This is a genomic window from Arcicella sp., from assembly GCF_964672035.1.
Genome location: NZ_CBABQS010000008.1, coordinates 44,979 through 62,659, shown reverse-complemented (window position 1 = coordinate 62,659; position 17,681 = coordinate 44,979). Strand labels below are relative to the sequence as shown.

The 17,681-nt window shown below is 36.9% G+C and carries 17 protein-coding genes; 6 read left to right on the top strand and 11 right to left on the bottom strand.

Annotated features, from left to right (window positions below):
- Positions 1-2 precede the first annotated feature (2 nt).
- The 6 genes from AC1W31_RS03810 to AC1W31_RS03785 all read right to left on the bottom strand — a co-directional run bounded on the left by AC1W31_RS03810 (position 3) and on the right by AC1W31_RS03785 (position 5,684).
- On the bottom strand, positions 3-1,535 hold the full coding sequence (locus AC1W31_RS03810) for a glycoside hydrolase family 10-like protein (protein WP_481733079.1): 1,533 nt from the start codon (positions 1,533-1,535) through the stop codon (positions 3-5).
- A 57-nt stretch (positions 1,536-1,592) separates the two neighbouring features.
- Complete coding sequence (locus tag AC1W31_RS03805) at positions 1,593-2,291, bottom strand: response regulator transcription factor (protein ID WP_481733078.1); 699 nt, start codon at positions 2,289-2,291, stop codon at positions 1,593-1,595.
- A gap of 130 nt (positions 2,292-2,421) precedes the next feature.
- Positions 2,422-3,948, bottom strand: a complete 1,527-nt coding sequence (gene gpmI / locus AC1W31_RS03800; RefSeq protein WP_481733077.1) for a 2,3-bisphosphoglycerate-independent phosphoglycerate mutase — start codon at positions 3,946-3,948, stop codon at positions 2,422-2,424.
- 166 nt (positions 3,949-4,114) lie between these two features.
- On the bottom strand, positions 4,115-4,714 hold the full coding sequence (locus tag AC1W31_RS03795) for a DUF1684 domain-containing protein (protein WP_481733076.1): 600 nt from the start codon (positions 4,712-4,714) through the stop codon (positions 4,115-4,117).
- 70 nt (positions 4,715-4,784) lie between these two features.
- Complete coding sequence (locus AC1W31_RS03790; protein ID WP_481733075.1) at positions 4,785-5,285, bottom strand: low molecular weight protein-tyrosine-phosphatase; 501 nt, start codon at positions 5,283-5,285, stop codon at positions 4,785-4,787.
- 90 nt (positions 5,286-5,375) lie between these two features.
- Complete coding sequence (locus AC1W31_RS03785) at positions 5,376-5,684, bottom strand: FtsB family cell division protein (RefSeq protein ID WP_481733074.1); 309 nt, start codon at positions 5,682-5,684, stop codon at positions 5,376-5,378.
- A 151-nt stretch (positions 5,685-5,835) separates the two neighbouring features.
- On the opposite strand from AC1W31_RS03785, the gene AC1W31_RS03780 reads away from it, so the two are divergent.
- From AC1W31_RS03780 to AC1W31_RS03765, 4 genes are all read left to right on the top strand, one after another.
- A complete protein-coding gene (locus AC1W31_RS03780) occupies positions 5,836-6,123 on the top strand; it encodes a hypothetical protein (protein WP_481733073.1) in 288 nt (95 codons plus the stop codon).
- 94 nt (positions 6,124-6,217) lie between these two features.
- A complete protein-coding gene (locus AC1W31_RS03775) occupies positions 6,218-6,454 on the top strand; it encodes a hypothetical protein (RefSeq protein WP_481733072.1) in 237 nt (78 codons plus the stop codon).
- Positions 6,455-6,460: 6 nt separating this feature from the next.
- Positions 6,461-7,765 carry a hemolysin family protein gene (locus tag AC1W31_RS03770; protein WP_481733071.1) on the top strand — a complete coding sequence of 435 codons (1,305 nt, stop codon included), beginning with the start codon at positions 6,461-6,463 and terminating at the stop codon, positions 7,763-7,765.
- Between the two features lie 72 nt (positions 7,766-7,837).
- Positions 7,838-8,317 (top strand): hypothetical protein, encoded by a 480-nt coding sequence (locus AC1W31_RS03765; protein ID WP_481733070.1) that lies wholly within the window; start codon positions 7,838-7,840, stop codon positions 8,315-8,317.
- A 3-nt stretch (positions 8,318-8,320) separates the two neighbouring features.
- On the opposite strand, the gene AC1W31_RS03760 is transcribed toward AC1W31_RS03765, so the two are convergent.
- The 5 genes from AC1W31_RS03760 to AC1W31_RS03740 all read right to left on the bottom strand — a co-directional run bounded on the left by AC1W31_RS03760 (position 8,321) and on the right by AC1W31_RS03740 (position 15,409).
- Complete coding sequence (locus AC1W31_RS03760) at positions 8,321-9,538, bottom strand: chorismate-binding protein (RefSeq protein WP_481733069.1); 1,218 nt, start codon at positions 9,536-9,538, stop codon at positions 8,321-8,323.
- A 66-nt stretch (positions 9,539-9,604) separates the two neighbouring features.
- Positions 9,605-10,927, bottom strand: a complete 1,323-nt coding sequence (gene bioA / locus AC1W31_RS03755; RefSeq protein WP_481733068.1) for an adenosylmethionine--8-amino-7-oxononanoate transaminase — start codon at positions 10,925-10,927, stop codon at positions 9,605-9,607.
- Positions 10,924-11,538 (bottom strand): dethiobiotin synthase, encoded by a 615-nt coding sequence (gene bioD / locus AC1W31_RS03750; RefSeq protein ID WP_481733067.1) that lies wholly within the window; start codon positions 11,536-11,538, stop codon positions 10,924-10,926. Before bioD ends, bioA begins: the two co-directional genes overlap by 4 nt.
- Before the next feature lie 7 nt (positions 11,539-11,545).
- Positions 11,546-12,772 carry an aminotransferase class I/II-fold pyridoxal phosphate-dependent enzyme gene (locus AC1W31_RS03745; RefSeq protein WP_481733066.1) on the bottom strand — a complete coding sequence of 409 codons (1,227 nt, stop codon included), beginning with the start codon at positions 12,770-12,772 and terminating at the stop codon, positions 11,546-11,548.
- A 291-nt stretch (positions 12,773-13,063) separates the two neighbouring features.
- Positions 13,064-15,409, bottom strand: a complete 2,346-nt coding sequence (locus AC1W31_RS03740) for a M1 family metallopeptidase (protein ID WP_481733065.1) — start codon at positions 15,407-15,409, stop codon at positions 13,064-13,066.
- 407 nt (positions 15,410-15,816) lie between these two features.
- Between AC1W31_RS03740 and AC1W31_RS03735 the strand changes: the two genes are divergently transcribed.
- Together AC1W31_RS03735 and AC1W31_RS03730 are read left to right on the top strand one after the other, a co-directional pair.
- Positions 15,817-16,326: a hypothetical protein gene (locus AC1W31_RS03735; RefSeq protein ID WP_481733064.1), complete on the top strand. Its 510-nt coding sequence runs from the start codon at positions 15,817-15,819 to the stop codon at positions 16,324-16,326.
- 321 nt (positions 16,327-16,647) lie between these two features.
- A complete protein-coding gene (locus tag AC1W31_RS03730) occupies positions 16,648-17,589 on the top strand; it encodes a fasciclin domain-containing protein (protein ID WP_481733063.1) in 942 nt (313 codons plus the stop codon).
- Positions 17,590-17,681 lie beyond the last annotated feature (92 nt).

The window sequence follows — 17,681 nt, the reverse complement described above, 5'->3', positions numbered from 1 at the left end:
AATTACTTCTCTCCATACTCAATTGAGGCCGTTGCTGAAGTTTCGGATTCATTATGCAAACGGTCGAAAGACGTAACGTGAAAGACGTATCCACGAGCTTTTTCGGCAGTTAAATCGGTAAAAGTATTTTGTCGGCCAATATAAATTATTTTATCAATTCGTTGAAAATCGGGTTTTTCGGCTCTATCAAAACGGTAAACCGCAAAATAGGTGTTTTCATTTCCATCGCTTGCTGGTTCGCCTGGTTGCCATGTCAAAACAGGATTTCCGATGAGATTTCTGGTAATAACAACTTTCCGTGGGGCAAGAGGTGCAACATTATCTTTCCAAGGCATGGCAGGAATGAGCGCTGGACTTCGGTATAAATCTATTCGTAAAGAATCCTGAAAACCGCCATAATTTTCAGTTAAAGATTTCGAACTAAAAAATATTCCTCCGTCAATTTGCTTGAATTGTCTATCCAGTCTGATTTGAGAAGGGGCTTCTGATAAACTCCAGCCCGTTTTTATTTTATAGATACCATGACCGATGTAAAGATGTTCTCCGAAGGCATTTTCTATCCACCATTTCGATAATTCAGTATAAGAAACTTTAGGATGTTTACGGTCAAAATAAATCTGAGGAGCAATATAATCTATCCAACCCTGTTGTAGCCAGTTGCGAGTATCGGCGTAAAGATGCCCGTAAGAAGTTTGTCCAGATTGGGTTCGAGAACCTTCGGGGGTTTGTAAACTATAATTTTTCCAAACGCCAAACGGACTAATACCAAATTTGACGTAAGGCTTCGTTTTTTTGATGGCTTCACTGATTTGGAATATTAATAAATCAGTATTATTTCTTCGCCAATCTTCGATATTTGTAAAACCGTTATTGTATTTTTTGAAAGTTTCAGTGTCTTTTAAAAGCTGCCCTGTAACTTGATAAGGATAGAAATAATCATCGAAATGGATGCCGTCAACGTCATAATGTTTGACAATATCCATTACCACATTGGTGATATAATCTCGCACTTCTGGAATGCCAAAATTAAGCAATTTCTGGCCGTCATAAGTCAAAATCCATTCGGGTTTTCGGTTGCTAATGTGGTCGGGCGTAACGCTGGTAGCTCTTCTAAAAGTGGCTCGATTGAGGTTCAGCCAAGCGTGAAATTCTAAATTACGGTCGTGTGATTCCGTAATCATAAAACTCAAAGGGTCATAAAACGGATTAGGGAATTTGCCTTGTACACCCGTCAAAAACTCAGACCATGGTTCAACACTTCGGGCATAATACGAATCACAAGCATCTCGGACTTGTACCATCACGGCATTCAGATTTGATTGCTTATGTTCGTCCAAAATTCGAATAAAATCTTTCTTTTGTAAGTCAGAATTATATTGCCCTTTTTGTGGCCAATCAATGTTATCAACCGTAGCAATCCAAGCTGCCCGAAATTCATATTTAGGCGAATTACTTAACTGACGATGTTTTTGGGAGTAACAACTAAAGCAAGTAAATAAAAATATTACGTAAATCTGTATAAATTTTAAGAGCATAATCAAGTAAGGAAATACTAAGCGACTATGCAAGTTAATAATTTATTCGCTAATAATTTATTCTTCAATCGAAAACATATATCCTACGCCTTTCAAGGTTTTTATGTAATATTCGGGAATTTTTTCACGAAGTTTACGAATATGTACATCAACGGTGCGTTCGACCACATACACATCAACGCCCCAAACTTTCTCCAATAATTCATCACGATTAAAAACCTTATTGGGATGTTTTGCCAAGAAGTAAAGCAATTCAAATTCTTTTTTAGGCATCACCAAAACTTGTCCACCACTATTGACACTATAATTGGTTCGACTAATCACCAATTGACCAATTTCAATCGTCGTACTACTTTCCACCTGTTGAATATCTCTGCGTAAAATGGCTTTAATTCGACTCAATAAAGCACGGGGTTTTATAGGTTTTACAATATAATCGTCCGCTCCAACATCAAAGGCTGCTACTTCGGTATATTCCTCGGCACGGGCGGTAAGAAAAATAATGTAAGTATCCTTAAATTCACTGGTTTGGCGTAATTGACGGGCAGTTTCGATGCCATCTTGACGGGGCATCATAACATCCAAAAGAATCAAATCGGGCTTGAAAGTTTTAGCCACCTCAATCGCTTGAATACCATCGTTTGCCGAGGCCGTTTCGTAGCCTTCTTTTTTGAGGTTATATTCCAGGAGTTCGATAATGTCTGGATCATCATCAACTAATAATATTTTCGGAATGGGTAAAGCGTTATTTGCCATAATATAAGTATGTGATTACGTTACAAAGTTACCAATGTCAATGTTACGGAATTGTTAAATATAAATGAAGGTGTGATATGATGAACAAAAAATGCCTCTGTTTATTAGGCAGAGGCATTTTTGTTAAAATTTATATCAAACTAAAACCCGTCATAATTGCAGGCTTTTCGATGCCCATCAGTTCCAAAATCGTTGGAGCGATGTCGCCTAATTTTCCGTTTTTGACTATTTTTTTATCTTTGTCAATCAAAATACAAGGTACAAGATTTAAACTGTGTTGCGTATTTGGTGAACCATCGTCATTAATCATGTAATCTGCATTTCCGTGGTCAGCTAATACAATGACGGAATAATCGCTACCAATCGCTGCTGTTACTACTTCTCCCAACGATTCATCTACTGCTTCACAGGCTTGTATAACTGCTTGAAAATCACCCGTATGACCTACCATGTCAGGATTGGCAAAGTTCAAACATACAAAATCTGCTTCTGAATTTCTAAGCGCTGGTAATAATGAGTCTCTTACATCATACACTGACATTTCTGGTTGTAAATCATAAGTGGCAACTTTTGGAGAATTTGACAATAAACGTGTTTCCCCTTCAAAAGCCTCATTTCGTCCACCCGAAAAGAAAAACGTTACGTGCGGAAATTTCTCGGTTTCAGCAATTCTGATTTGTTTTTTACCTGCATTCGCCACGATTTCGCCCAAAGTTGAAGGTAAATTACTATCATCAAAAATGACGTTCACGTTCGTGAATGATTTATTATAATTGGTCATCGTGTAATAACGAATATCCAATTTTTTCATACCATTTTCAGGAAAATCTTCTTGGGTTAATGCCTTTGTGATTTCTTGTGGTCGGTCGGTGCGATAATTGAAACAAAGCACCACATCACCTTCTTGAATATTGCCAATTGGTAAATTGTTTTTCGTTACAACAATGGGTTTGATAAACTCATCCGTAATGCCTTCTGCGTAAGATTCTTTCATCAAAGCTACTATACCTTCATCACAAACGGGCACGCCTTCGCCCTTCACCATTACGTCGTAAGCTTCCTCAATTCTCTCCCAACGATTGTCTCTGTCCATCGCATAATAACGACCCGTTACGCTGGCGATTTTTCCCGTTGAAGTTCTTAAAAATGATTGCAAATCACCAATAAATCCAGCACCAGATTTTGGGTCGCAATCACGTCCATCCGTAAAAGCGTGAATAAAAACCTTGCTTAATCCGTTATCCTTTAGCACATTACAAAGTGCTTTTACGTGACTAATATGTGCGTGTACACCACCGTCAGACACCAAACCCATTAGGTGGAATGGCTTATCATTTTCCTTGGCGTATTTAATGGCATCCACCAAAACGGGTTCATGACGAAGCATATCCGTTTCGATAGATTCATTCAAACGAACCAAAGATTGACGAACCGTTCGCCCAGCGCCCAAGTTCATGTGTCCGACCTCAGAATTTCCGAATTGACCTTCGGGCAAACCCACTTCTGGACCAAAAGTTACGAGGGTACTATGAGGATAATTCTCAATTAAAGAATCATAAAAAGGCGTTTTGGCGGCAATAATTGCCGAACGGTCTTCGTAGCCTTTTTCAGCAATTCCCCAACCATCTAAAATGACAAGTAATACTTTTTTATTCACTGTTTTTGCTTGATTAAAATATTAGAACGCAGATGACGCAGATGCCTACGGCAATGCAGATTTACGCAGTTTTTTTTCTGTACAATTTATTTATTAGGATAATTCAAAATTTTGTAATGTGGGATTAATATTCGTGTCGAATCTGCGAAAATCTGCTTGCCATTAATCAATGTGATTTCTTAAAATTCTTTTCTCCCGCCTCAATGCGAGCTTTTAAATGATTTTCTTTCGGTGGAATCGGACAGCTATATCCGCTACTGAATGCACAATAAGGATTATACGCTTTATTAAAATCTAAAATTACAACGTCTTCTTTAATATCTGTTGTTTCAAGGTCTAAATATCGCCCTCCTCCGTAAGTTTCTTTTCCGTTTGATAAATCTTTGAAAGGCACAAAAAGATAGTTTTTATATTTAGGATTTTTCATGAGCGCCAAACTTCGATAGACGTTCAGTTGCAGCTTTTTACCTTTTATCTCTAAATCCAAAATTCCATATTTGTAATATTCTTTCTGTTTTCCATCCACGGTTGGAATGGTGAATGTGTTTTTTGACTCCGTTTTCATGAAATGACACTTCACTCGAAAGGTAGAATCTGGTTCGTAAAAGTCAAAATACTGCATTTCTTCTGCCTTCACGGGACCATCCGTTTCTTTCAAAAACGCATCTTTGTATTGTTGGCGATGTTTAATAATACTTGCTTGATAGGATTGAGCGGTTGTATTGAAGGCGAAGATTATTGAGAGTAGAAAAATGGTTTTGTCCATGATAGCGTTAGAATTAACTGGTGTATGAAAAAATTAAAATAAGTTCTAAATAGTGCTTCTCCATTTAAATTTACAACTGATATTTCTCCACTAAAAAATCTAATAATCCCTCCCCACAACGACTTACAATTTGGTAAACTTCCTCAAAATCAACGGATTGTCCATAATAAGGATCTGGAACTTCAAGAATGGTTTCGTGTTGGGAAGTTTGATTATCAAACCTTCGATACAAAAAACAACGTTCTTCTACTTGATGAATTCCAGTAGCACGAGTACTGATAGATTGTATATTCTCGAGATTATAATTATCCATCGCTACCACGTAATCAAAGACTGAAAAATCTTCACCACTCAATTTTCTACATTTGTGCAAAAGTGTAAGCCCTTTTGTTTCAGCATTTTCACGGGTTCGAGGGTCAGGTAATGCGCTGATATGATATCCGTGAGTTGCGGCAGAATCGCATTGAATTTCTCTTTGTAAATTTCTCGCTTTGACGGCACGACGAAATGTTTCTTCCGCAATTGGCGAGCGACAAATATTTCCAGTACACACAAAAAGTATTTTTAGCACAGTTTTAGTTTTAGGGATTAGGGAATTAGGTAATTGAGGATTAGGTAATTAGAAATTCGTTGGCTTAACTAATCCCTAATTCTCCAAACCCTACTTTTCAAGCGGTTGATTGTTTTCATCCACAATCACAAAAATTTCTTCCTTTGGTTTTTTCATGAGATACTTTTCACGGGCAAACTTTTCTACCAATTTTTTATTTCCCATTACTTCAATCCGTTCTTTTTCGACTTCTTTTATTTTCTGAACGTAATATTTTTTCTCATCTTCCAAACGCCCCAATTCTCGGTACATTTTGATTTGCGTCCAAACATCATTGATATCGAAAAACAACATCCAAGCTAACAAACCTGCAAAAGTGAGTGTATAAAAACGATATTTGTGTAAGAGAAGGTCTTTCATTGTGATTAAATTATTTAGGACAAATATAGTGGATTTTATATTATTTTGCCATGATGAATGTAATGAAGCATCTGATATGATGAGGGAATCTATTAACTTTATAGATGATTTGTGAAATTACCATAAAGACCACCAAAATCAACCAATTAATATGTCAAAAAAAGAAATACTCCTACTTTTTGCTGCCCTTGGCTTCCTGATTATCTGGATTTTAGATCTTCGTGCAGGACTTCCTGCCGGACTTGAACCTACTTTTTGGAACAAGATTTTCTATCATTATTCATGGTTGATGTTTGCGGCGGGTTGTTTGTTTTATTTTCAATATTCAAAACAAATTCGTTTGAAAAAAGAAGAAGAATTGGGAAAAAATAAGCTCGTTGATGAAATAAAAGACGATAAAAAAGCGCAAAGAAAAGCCTTAACGAAGGGAAAGAAGTAGTTTTATTTGTATATTTGAAAGTAAGTACTGAATAGAAAGATTTTCAGATTGAATTAAAATGAAAGGTTTAGAGGGATTTTAAGAAATACAGCCAGTGATTAAGAAAGTGATTTTTTCTTTCAATGATAAAATTGCTATCTATTTGAAAGATGGTAGAATTATTATCTCCCCCCTAAGTCAATTTCTTTCAATTCAGCGACTTAGCACAATCGAACGCAAAAGAATTAATATTATTGACGACCAATTAATTATGTTTCGTGATTGTGACGAAGTATTTTATATAGAACAATTTTTGGGGCGTGAACAAGAATTTAAATATCATTTCGCCTAAACCAACATGGACTCCCAACAAGCATTAAGTATTATCATTGCCATTATTGCCTCAGCTTTTTTTTCGGGCGTAGAAATGGCTTTCGTATCCGCTAATAAACTCTACTTTGAACTCCAAGCTAAGCAAGGAGTTATCACGGGGCAGATTATCTCGAAATATCTCAAAAATCCTTCAAAATTTATCGGTACAATGCTCATCGGAAATACCTTGTCGTTGGTGGCGTATGGTATTTTTATGGAGGGGTTTTTACACCATGAAATTGAGCATTTTTTTCCAATTTTAAATGGATTGGTAGCAGGATTAATCGCTTCTTTTATTGGAACTGTGATTATTTTGATGACTTCCGAATTTACGCCTAAAAGTATATTTTTATTGAATCCAGATGGGTTTTTAGAAGTGTTGGCTATTCCAATTTTGATAATTTGTACGCTGATGTACCCGCTCGTATGGGCGATTGTTGGATTGTCTAAGTGGTTTATTAATAATATTTTACGCTTGGAATATTCCGAAGAACGTCCTGCTTTTGGACTAACTGACTTAAATAATTATCTCCAAAATCTTAATCGTAAAACTTCTATTGATGAAGAAACTGAAGTCGATACCAAAATCTTCAATAATGCCCTTGAATTTAAGCAAGTACGGGTGCGGGATTGCATGATTCCGAGAACGGATATAGTGGCCATGGATATTGAAGGGGGCATGGAAGAATTGAAGAAAACTTTTGTAGAAAGTGGTCATTCAAGAGTTTTGGTTTACAAAGAAACGATGGAAGACGTGTTGGGATATTGTCATTCATTGGCAATGTTTAAAAAACCAAAAGAAATTCAAGGGATTTTAACGGCCATTCCAATCGTACCCGAAGCCATGCCAGCAAAAGACTTACTGTTTAAATTTTCAAAAGAACATAAGTCATTGGCCTTGGTAGTTGATGAATTTGGGAGTACCGCTGGATTGGTGAGTATGGAGGATGTAATGGAGCAAATTTTTGGCGAAATTGAAGACGAATATGATGATAATGAAGACCTTACCGAAAAACGAATTGAGGACAGAACTTATTTACTTTCGGGACGTTTAGAGATTGATTATTTGAACGATAAATACGAGTGGAATCTCCCAGAAGGTGATTATGATACTTTAGGTGGCATGATTACGAATATTAATGAGGATATTCCAGAACTGAACGAAACCATTATTTATCATCCTTTCAATTTCCAAATTATTGAAATGACCGATGCGAGAATTGACTTAGTAAAGTTGACAATTGTGGGAGAAATTGAGAAGAAATCGGAGAATTACTCGATGAAATATTGAGGTTAGTTAATTCTATAAATATCAATTAAAATTAAATTTCAAGTTTTAAATTTAATCTAATTTTACCACTAAATGAAAGTGATAATTTTTACCCTAACATTGATTTTTTCTACATTTTTAAGTGCTTTTTCCCAAGATAATACATCAACCATAATCTTTAAGAAAGGCAAAATTATTGCGAACGGAAAGGTATATTCAAATGTAAATCAGGTAAAAGAATTATTCGCCAAAACAGAGGACAGAGAAATAGACATGCTTGTTCAAAAATATAGCTCTCAGAAAAAATGGAGTAATGCTTTGGGAATAGGTGGTCTTTTCCTTTTAGCAGGTGGGATGAAAGCGAATATTGACCGTAATGGAAGCACCACAATATACGAGAAGATAGCATCTTTATCAGGAGGAATATGCTTAGGATTAGGCATTTCTCTTAATAGAAAGTCTTCAAAAACATTAAATACGGCTATCGGGCTTTATAACTTTGAGCAAAAAAAGGAGATGGGTTTTGCTTCTGGATTATTTACTCCAGAAATAAGATATACGATTAACTTCTAAAACTTACAAAATAACATTCATCAAAGTCTGAATTTTCATTTCCGTTTCATGCCACTCATTCATTGGATTTGAATCTTCGGTAATGCCGCAACCTGCATATAAAGTAGCCTCATTACCCGAAACTTTCATGGTGCGGAGGTTTACGAATAGATGACTTTCTCCTTGCATATTTACTGGCCCCAAAAATCCACTGTAAAACTCTCGGTCGTGTAATTCCTGTTCGGCAATAATTCGTAACGCAGGCGCTTTTGGCATCCCACAAACAGCCGAAGTTGGGTGCAATAATTCTAACATCACCGTTCCTAATTGAGGAAAGTCAAGTGCTTGTGTATCAACCATATAATCAGTACGAAGGTGCATTAAATTACCTGCTTGTACCGTTTTTGGACCACTTTCATAATATTCTCTCAGACGAATTTTCTTGAAACATTCAATGATATAACGACTCACAAAAGCTTGCTCTTCAATTTCCTTGTGCGACCATCTAATTTCTACCGCCGACAAATTTCTGCCGTTTCCATCCATGGCAGATTGCGTTCCTGCCAGCGACATCGTTCTGAATTTACCATCTTTATCGACACTAACCAACGTTTCGGGCGTTGCACCCAACCAAAAGCATTGAAATTCAGGCAAATAAACTAAGGAAACAAAAGCATTTGGGTAAGCAATACACAACTTTTTAAAAGCTTCGATCACCTCAAAAGTATTTGGAAGCGTGATATTTTTTGTGCGGGATAAAACTACTTTTTGCACTTCACCGTTTTCAATTGATTTTATGGCATTGGAAACCATTTCGGCAAAAAGCATTTTATTATATTTCTCGAAATTCTTTTCTGAAGCATTGAAATTATCATGAATCTGTATCGATTTTTCCGTCTTTACATCTTCATCTGAATATTCTAAATATTGCTTTTCAAATACTTCTTGTTCAATGGTTGTATCGTTAACTTGCTGATTGTCAGCATCAAAGTAGTAATGTAAATCACTTTTTATAAATAAAGATTCCCCTTGAAATGGACTCATTACAAAACCCGCAGGCATTTCTTCTAAATCTACTTTCATGCGTGAAGCAGACCCTGAAAGCCCAATGATTAATTGTTTTTCATTTGTTTTTGGCAATCTCCAAAGCGCAATTGGAAAACCTTCCGACAACGCAACTTCCCAGAGGTTTTGAATCTTAGGGGATTTCGTGGTAATACTTTTTTCTAAAATATTTGACATAGAATTCTACCTTTTAATCATCAACATATTGTTTGTAAAAGGGGTTTCGTGAAATAGGTTTTTTTGTTAGAATTTCCCCAAAAACTCTTCAATACATCCATAAATATATTCCAAATCCTCTTCTGAAATACAATACGGAGGCAACAAATAAATCACATTTCCCAAGGGACGAATCAAGATTCCTTTTTCGATAAAAAACTGATACGCTACGTCTCTAATATTGTTAAAATAAGAAGTGCCTTCGTCTGTTTGAATCTCGATGGAAAGAATTGTTCCTACAATACTTATATTTGGATATTGATTGTTTTTAATCTTAAAATTACTGTGTAACTGATTGATTTTTAGTATTTTATTGATTGTTTCTTCGCTCAATAATAAATCCAAACTTGCCAATCCTGCGGTACAAGCCAATGGATTTGCGGTGAATGAATGACTGTGAAAAAGTGTTTTTTTACGGTCTTCCGAAAGGAAGGCCTCATAGATTTTTTGCGTACATGAAGTTACACCTAAGGCCATTGCTCCGCCCGTAAGTCCTTTTGAAAGACACAAAATGTCAGGTTTTGTTTCGACATAATCCGTGGCGAAAAGTTTTCCCGTTCGTCCAAATCCCGTCATGATTTCATCGGCAATGGTCAACACACCATTTGCCTGGGCCATTTTGATAAGCTCATCCAACATTTCAGGTTCGTACATCACCATTCCGCCCGCTCCTTGAATGAGTGGTTCGAAGATAAAACACGCAATTTCATCCGCATTTTTCATGAGTTCTTTCATCGTTTCCAATGATTCCGTTTCATGTCCTTTAGTGGGAACTGGCAAATAAATAGTTTCGTATAAAAACCCTTCAAATGGTGCATTAAAGGCAGATTTTGCGCCAACTGCCATGGTGCCAAAAGTATCACCATGATAGCCATTCTCGAGTGCAACTACCTTTCTTTTTTTAGTAAATCCTTGATTATGGAAAAACTGAATCGCCATTTTTAACGCCACTTCAACGGCAGTCGAACCATTATCAGAATAGAAAATTTTGGCCTGATTTTTAGGCAAAATGTTCAATAATCTTTCCGCTAATCTCACGGCGGGTTCGTGGGTAAAACCCGCAAAAATTACTTGTTCTAATTTACCGAACTGTTCCGCTACTTTTTGAGCAATGTACGGATGCGAATGTCCATGCAAATTTACCCACCAAGAGGCAATGGCATCAATGTATTTTTTGCCCGAATCGTCGTACAAATACGCACCTTCGCCACGCACGATTGGAATTGAAAAAGGGGCCGTTTCGTGTTGCGTAAACGGATGCCAAACCACTTTTGCATCACGTTCGGTGAGAGAAGAAATTTTGATAAATGAGTGGGTGTTTTCTACGGGATATTCTGTTTGGTCTTTCATTGAAAATTGTTCATAAATTGGTCTGCGTACGTTATGACCACATTTTTATTAATTATCTCCTCAAAATTTGTTCTTCCTAAGCACGCCAATTTTGTGTAATTTAAGATAAAATCTTCTGAAGAATTGTTTCGTTCTCCATTGAAAATAAGTCCTTTTATTGGAATATTGTTTAATTTTAAAATTTCTACCGAAAGCAAAGTATGGTTAATTGAACCCAAATAATTTTTAGAAATCAAAATTACGGGAATATTCAATTTTTTGATTAAATCGAGATTCGTTTCTTGATCGTTTAAAGGTACCATAATTCCTCCAGCCAATTCTACAATTAAGTGATTGTCAGTCTGGGGTAATTCAAATTGTGACAGTTCAATTTTTACCCCATCAATTGCCGCCGCAGCGTGGGGAGACATGGGTTGATTGAGGCGATAGGTTTCAGGATGAAAAATTGTTTTTGAGTTAGAAATTAGACTCTTGACCGTATCTGTATCGGTAAAATCCAAAGCCCCCGATTGAATTGGTTTCCAATAATCTGCCTGTAATGCTTCTGTTAATATACTGGAAATGAAGGTTTTACCAATTTCAGTTCCAATGCCTGCGATGATGTATTTCATATTTTATTTAAGTTGTGAGTAACAAGTTTTGAGATAAATTCCCCACGCTTTTTAATACATCAAATATCTTCAAAATTTCCTTCTCCGTATTAAATTCATGCAAACAAATTCTTAATCTTTCTTTGCCTTTTGGCACGGTTGGGGAGACGATTGGGCGAATATCTAAGCCTTCATTTTGCAGTTTTGTAGCCACTTCTCGGCATTTTTCATTACCTGAAATAATAATACATTGTATGGCCGAAGGGCTGTCAATTAGCGCTAAATCAGTGAGTTGTCTGGCCTGTTCTTTGAAAAATTGAATTAAATTATGTAATTTTTTATTTGAAAAATCAGGGGATTTTAATAATTGATATGCCTGTCGAACGCTCTGGTGGGTGTGCATAGGGGCGGCAGTTGAATAAATAAATGGACGGGCAAAATTTATTAAATAATCCCTAAGATTTCGACTTCCCAACACAATTGCACCGTGACAACCCAACGCTTTTCCAAACGTAATAACACGAGCAAAAACTTTATCTTCCAAGCCTAATTCACAAACTAATCCTTTGCCATTTTTGCCAAAAACACCGGTGGCATGGGCTTCATCTACAATGAGATTCGCTCCGTGTTTTTCGGATAAATGAACGATTGCTTCTAAATTGGCAAGGTCGCCATCCATTGAATAGACCGATTCGAGGGCGATGAATAGCTTCGATGTTTGATGTTCGCATTTCGATGGTGGTATTGGATGATTTTTAGTATTTTGGGCTAATGTTTGATTTTGTAAAACTCGAAAATTATTCTCTAAACTCTGTAATCTGGACGCTAAACTTTCAACGTCGTTATGCTTGAATTTATACCTTGTGGCATAACTCAATCTGGCACCGTCAATCATGCTGGCGTGGATGAGTTCATCGGTGAACAAAACATCATTTTTCTGAGGAATACACGATAATAAACCCACGTTTGCATCGTATCCAGAGTTAAAAATCAGTCCCGCTTCTGCGCCATGAAAATCGGCAATTTCCTGTTCTAAATCTTCCACAAATTGTGTATTTCCTGCCAATAATCTTGAACCCGTTGCTCCCGAAGGAAAACTATAAATTTCAGAATTTTCCTTTATTTTTTGGGAAAATCCCAGATAATCGTTGGAGCAAAAATCTATGCGTTTATTTGAAGTACGTAAGGAACGAAAAAGCGATTGTTGTTTTCGTTCTTCGAGAATGTTGAAAAGATGTCTTTCTATTGGTTTCACAAGTCTATTTTTGAACTACAAAATTAAGCATAAAATACAGATTCCCTTCGTTCATCGTCCGTTAAATCAAAGATGACGTATATTCGTTAAAATATTATAAATTTCACTTGACATTGAACACAAAAAAGGTATATCTTTGCACTTAATAGGTGTAGAACTATTTACTAAGATTGCCCAGATGGTTTCCGTCTGGGTAACTTTTTTTACAGGGTCTTTAGATTTTTTGAGATATAAAAAAAGAGTCGTTCCAATGTGGGAAGACTCTTTTTTGGGTTTGTAGCAAAATAATCTTTAATTCTTAGCTCCTTGTACCGCAGAACCCGATTTCTTCTGAGCTTCTTGCATTGGGTTTGGCTGTGATGGACGTTGTCCTTTGAACACTTGGAATCTTGATGGATGCTCTGGTTCCCGTGGGAAAGCGTTGTCGTCCGTGTCAATATCCGCAATTTCAAAGAATGGGTCTAATGTCCATTTGGTTACTTTTTTATCCGTTGGAATTACCTTCTTTACTTCCTTATCATTCAAACGCCAGATTTCGGCTGGAATTCTGAATACTTCATTGGTACCGTCTTCGTAATTGGCTTGCACGATAACGGGCATCGGTAAACCACCTTTATTTTTTACGTTCAAGACATAAAAATTCTTGTTGGCATCTACCAATTTCTTTTCATCTTCCGATAAACCCGCCATGTATTGGTCATACTTCTTTTTGTCTGTGTCGTTAGTAGCAAATCGGTCGTAAGAATTATAAAAATCCTTCATGTCTGGATTTTCCTCAACCACGGTTTTGGCAATATCTTTTTTGTTACGAATATTACTCATTGTCTCTCTTTTTGCAGCGGCATCTTTACGAGCAACGTTGCTTTTTTGCGCAGGATCAGCTTTATCAATTCCAAACCATTCCACATTTTCAAGTGATTGATTTACGGGCTCTACACCATAGAACCAACCTTTCCAAAACCAGTCTAAATCCACGCCCGAAGCATCTTCCATCGTGCGGAAAAAATCGGCAGGATATGGTTGTTTGAATGCCCAACGACGTGCATATTCTTTGAAAGCCGCATCAAATAATTCACGTCCCATGACAGTTTCACGCAAGATATTTAGTGCCGTTGCGGGTTTTGCGTAGGCATTTGCTCCAAAAGCCATAATGTTTTCTGAATTAGTCATAATTGGCACTTGCTGAGACGGGTCGGTCTTCATGTAAGGCACAATGTACTGAGGTTCACCACGACGAGATGGGAAATTTCTATCCCATTCTTGTTCCGCTAAATACTGGCAAAAAGTGTTCAAACCCTCGTCCATCCACGACCATTGTCTTTCGTCTGAATTGATAATCATCGGAAAGAAATTATGGCCAACTTCGTGAATAATTACGCCAATCATGCCCGCTTTTACTTGCTCTGAATACGTTCCATCGGCTTCTGGACGACCACCATTAAAGGAAATCATTGGATATTCCATCCCGCCACCCGCAACTGAGTGACAAGAATACGCCACTGGGTATGGATACGCCACGGTGTGTTTTGAATATGAGCGTAAAGTATGCGCTACCACCATCGTTGAATATTGTCCCCACAATGGATTTCCTTCTTTTGGATATAATGACATCGCCCAAACTTTTTTGCCTTCTACATCCACTTGCATGGCATCCCAAATGAATTTACGAGAACTGGCGAAGGCGAAATCACGCACATTGTCCGCTTTGTAAATCCACGTTTTTTTGCCCGTTGGTTTACTTTTTTCGGCTTTTTCAGCTTCTTCTTGCGATACTATTAACACTGGACGAGTAGCAGTTTTTGCTTTCTCCCAACGTTTTAATTGCTCTGCAGAAAGTACCGCATTCGGGTTTTGCAATTCACCCGAAGCGCCAACAACGTGGTCGTTTGGTACAGTAAGAGCCACTTTATAATTTCCGAAAGTCAAGGTAAATTCGCCTTGTCCCAAAAACTGTTTGTGTTGCCATCCGTACACGTCATTATAAACTGCCATTCTTGGAAACCAGTGCGCAATAAAATAATTTACGTTACCGTCTTTTGCAAAATATTCGTAGCCCGAACGTCCGTAATATTCTGTAATTAAATAATTCCAATCAATTGAAAATGAGGTACTTGTGCCAGATTTCAAAGGAGTTGGCAAGTCAATTCTCATCATGGTATTATTGATGGTATGCTTCATCGGATTACCCGATTTATCTTTTACTGACAAAATATTGTAGCCATATTTCTTCGGGTCAGTCAATTCTTTAAACTGCGAAAAACTTGCTTGTCCGCTGATTCCGCCCGTTTTTGTATTGTTACCGATAGCATCTTTTTGGAAAAGATTCTGGTCTAATTGCAACCACAAATAAGGCAATTCATCGGGAGAATTATTGAAATACGTAATGGTTTCTGAACCTGTGATTTTACGTTCAACATCGTCCAATTCGGCTTTGATGTCATAATCAGCCCGTTGTTGCCAATATTCTTTTCCTGGACTACCCGAAGCTGTGCGGTAAGTATTGGGCGTTGGTAAATTCTCCATCTGTTCAAAGCGTTTATTGGCATTGAATTGGTTGGCAAGAGGAGCTTGTTGGGCTAAAAGCTGCGAGCAATTAGCAATGAGGATAAATAGTAGGAATTTAATTGTGTTTTTCATTTGGGTTTGTTTGAAGTGAAATAGTTTGACTGGTGAATTGTGAGTTAGCGAATTTTGAGTGAGTATTTACATACGACTTAAAATTCTCCCAAATATCAGTATACGAATTTAATGAAAAAAATAAGCGATACCAATCATTTAGGAATCGTTATTGGGTTAGAAGCTGTTTAAGCTCTGAATCTTTGTTTTTAGTGATATTAATGGAAGAGAAAAAACAGAAGAATAGGTAGATTTTTCATGGGGTGAAGATTAATCGCTGATGATTTTGTAGCTTTAGTTTACTGAAATTACAAATTTATCCTCATTCCAAAAACAAAAATCTTTTACGTCTCGTTATTTATAAATATCAAAGATTAGGGCTTTCTAATCACCAATCATTCAATCAAAATTCACAAATAGATACAGACATGGCACACGCAAATCCAGATTTAATTAATGCCCTTCGCATTACTGCCAAAAAATTAGCGGAAGGTGGAAACTATCAGTGGGGACATATGGGCAGTTGTAATTGTGGAAATTTAGCGCAGGAATTAACCAATCTCACCAAGGCTGAAATCCACCAATTTGCCATGCAAGGTCGAGGCGATTGGCGGGAACAAGTGGAAGAATTCTGTCCTACCAGTGGATTAAATATTGATTTATTAATTGCCGATTTGCTCAATCGTGGACTAAACGTCACAGATTTGCGAGATTTGGAGTGGCTTTCTGACCAAAAGATTTTGAAAAGAATTCCTTTGGAAAGAAGAAACAAAATGCGTCACAACGTGCGTGAAGACGTGGTTTTGTACATGAATACGTGGGCAGACATGCTTGAAGAACAGTTAATTCCGTATATCAAAATTGATTTGTCGTTTCTTGAAAATCCAGATCATATCCAGAAAGAAAAAGTACAAAGTTTTTCAGTGGTAGAAGTATAGTTGAACACAACTTCTAAATATTTTCAACCCTTGCAACAGTTTCAAAACTCTTGCAAGGGTTTTATTTTGTAGCTCTATTTTTGTTTAGATCATTTCCCAAAAGCTTAGACAAGTTATCTTAGATTATCAATCATTCCATAAAGCTCTTAATCTTACTTGCCCGATTCACACCCTAAAACTTTCTTTTCACTCCTTTTTCAAGGCGATTCACGGTATAACCTATAACTTTTCAGGGCTTTTAGATGGTTATAGTGTCAAAATAATAGTGTGTAAACTTTTTGAATTTTATTAAAAATCCAACAATCAAAATTACTTAAAAGCATGAAAAATCTTCAAAAATTATTTGTCCCTCTTGCCTTAGTAACGGCATTCGTTGTATTGTTTTCTTCTTGTAAAAAAGACGATCCAGTTGTAACGCCTCCCAAAGATATTACGGTGGTGGCTACTGAAAATGGCAGTTTCAAAACCTTGGTAGCGGCACTTACAAAAGCTGATTTGGTAACAACTCTTAAAGGTACTGGACCTTTCACCGTTTTCGCTCCAAATGATGCAGCTTTCACAAAGGCGGGAATTACCAGTTTAGACCCCTTGACTAAAGCCGCATTAACGCCAATTCTTACCACCCACGTCTTGAGTGGAACGATAAAAGCTGCTGATGTGAAGAGCGGAGCGGCCAAAACGGTAAACTCAGCCAATGATATTTATCTCTCTAAGAATTCGGATGGGGTATTTATCAACGGAAATATCAAGGTGATTACTACGGATGTAACGGCTTCAAATGGCGTTATTCATGTGATTGATAATGTGATTATTCCGCCAAGTGAAAATTTAGTAACAATTGCTTCTAAAAATTCCAATTTTAGCGAATTAGTATCATTGGTATTGGCGGCTGATGCGGGCGTGGCAACTGCGTTAACTAATGCTTCGGCAAATGGACTAACAGTTTTTGCTCCAACCAATGTTGCATTTACTGAATTGTACAAAACTACTCCAAAAGCAACCTTACTTTTGCCTGCCAATAAAGCTCTATTGACAAAAATATTATTGTATCATGTAGTGCCAGGACGTGTGTTTTCAACAGACTTGCCAAATGTAGGAGCAACTGAAGTAACTTCAGCAAACGGAGCAGACAAGCTTAGTTTTGATTTGGTGGGTGGGGCAAAAGTAAAAGGAAAAACAAGCGGAAATTCTAACATTACTACTGCTAATATCTTAGCAACCAATGGAGTTATTCACGTAATTGACAAAGTATTATTACCATAAAAATGTTATAGTGGTTAGAGAATGTTTCTGTAAAACCTTGAGCAAATTGACTCAGGGTTTTTTTTAATTTACAGTTAATCACAAAGGTTTAA

Bases quoted from the DNA above. Each gene is read 5' to 3' on its own strand.
- AC1W31_RS03730 (WP_481733063.1), top strand. From the start codon at position 16,648: ATGAAAAATCTTCAAAAATTATTTGTCCCTCTTGCCTTAGTAACGGCA.
- AC1W31_RS03780 (WP_481733073.1), top strand. From the start codon at position 5,836: ATGTCAAAAAAAGAAATACTCCTACTTTTTGCTGCCCTTGGCTTCCTG.
- AC1W31_RS03770 (WP_481733071.1), top strand. From the start codon at position 6,461: ATGGACTCCCAACAAGCATTAAGTATTATCATTGCCATTATTGCCTCA.
- AC1W31_RS03735 (WP_481733064.1), top strand. From the start codon at position 15,817: ATGGCACACGCAAATCCAGATTTAATTAATGCCCTTCGCATTACTGCC.
- AC1W31_RS03740 (WP_481733065.1), bottom strand. From the start codon at position 15,409: ATGAAAAACACAATTAAATTCCTACTATTTATCCTCATTGCTAATTGC.
- bioA (WP_481733068.1), bottom strand. From the start codon at position 10,927: ATGAAAGACCAAACAGAATATCCCGTAGAAAACACCCACTCATTTATC.
- AC1W31_RS03810 (WP_481733079.1), bottom strand. From the start codon at position 1,535: ATGCTCTTAAAATTTATACAGATTTACGTAATATTTTTATTTACTTGC.
- AC1W31_RS03760 (WP_481733069.1), bottom strand. From the start codon at position 9,538: ATGTCAAATATTTTAGAAAAAAGTATTACCACGAAATCCCCTAAGATT.
- AC1W31_RS03805 (WP_481733078.1), bottom strand. From the start codon at position 2,291: ATGGCAAATAACGCTTTACCCATTCCGAAAATATTATTAGTTGATGAT.
- bioD (WP_481733067.1), bottom strand. From the start codon at position 11,538: ATGAAATACATCATCGCAGGCATTGGAACTGAAATTGGTAAAACCTTC.
- AC1W31_RS03785 (WP_481733074.1), bottom strand. From the start codon at position 5,684: ATGAAAGACCTTCTCTTACACAAATATCGTTTTTATACACTCACTTTT.
- AC1W31_RS03795 (WP_481733076.1), bottom strand. From the start codon at position 4,714: ATGGACAAAACCATTTTTCTACTCTCAATAATCTTCGCCTTCAATACA.
- AC1W31_RS03765 (WP_481733070.1), top strand. From the start codon at position 7,838: ATGAAAGTGATAATTTTTACCCTAACATTGATTTTTTCTACATTTTTA.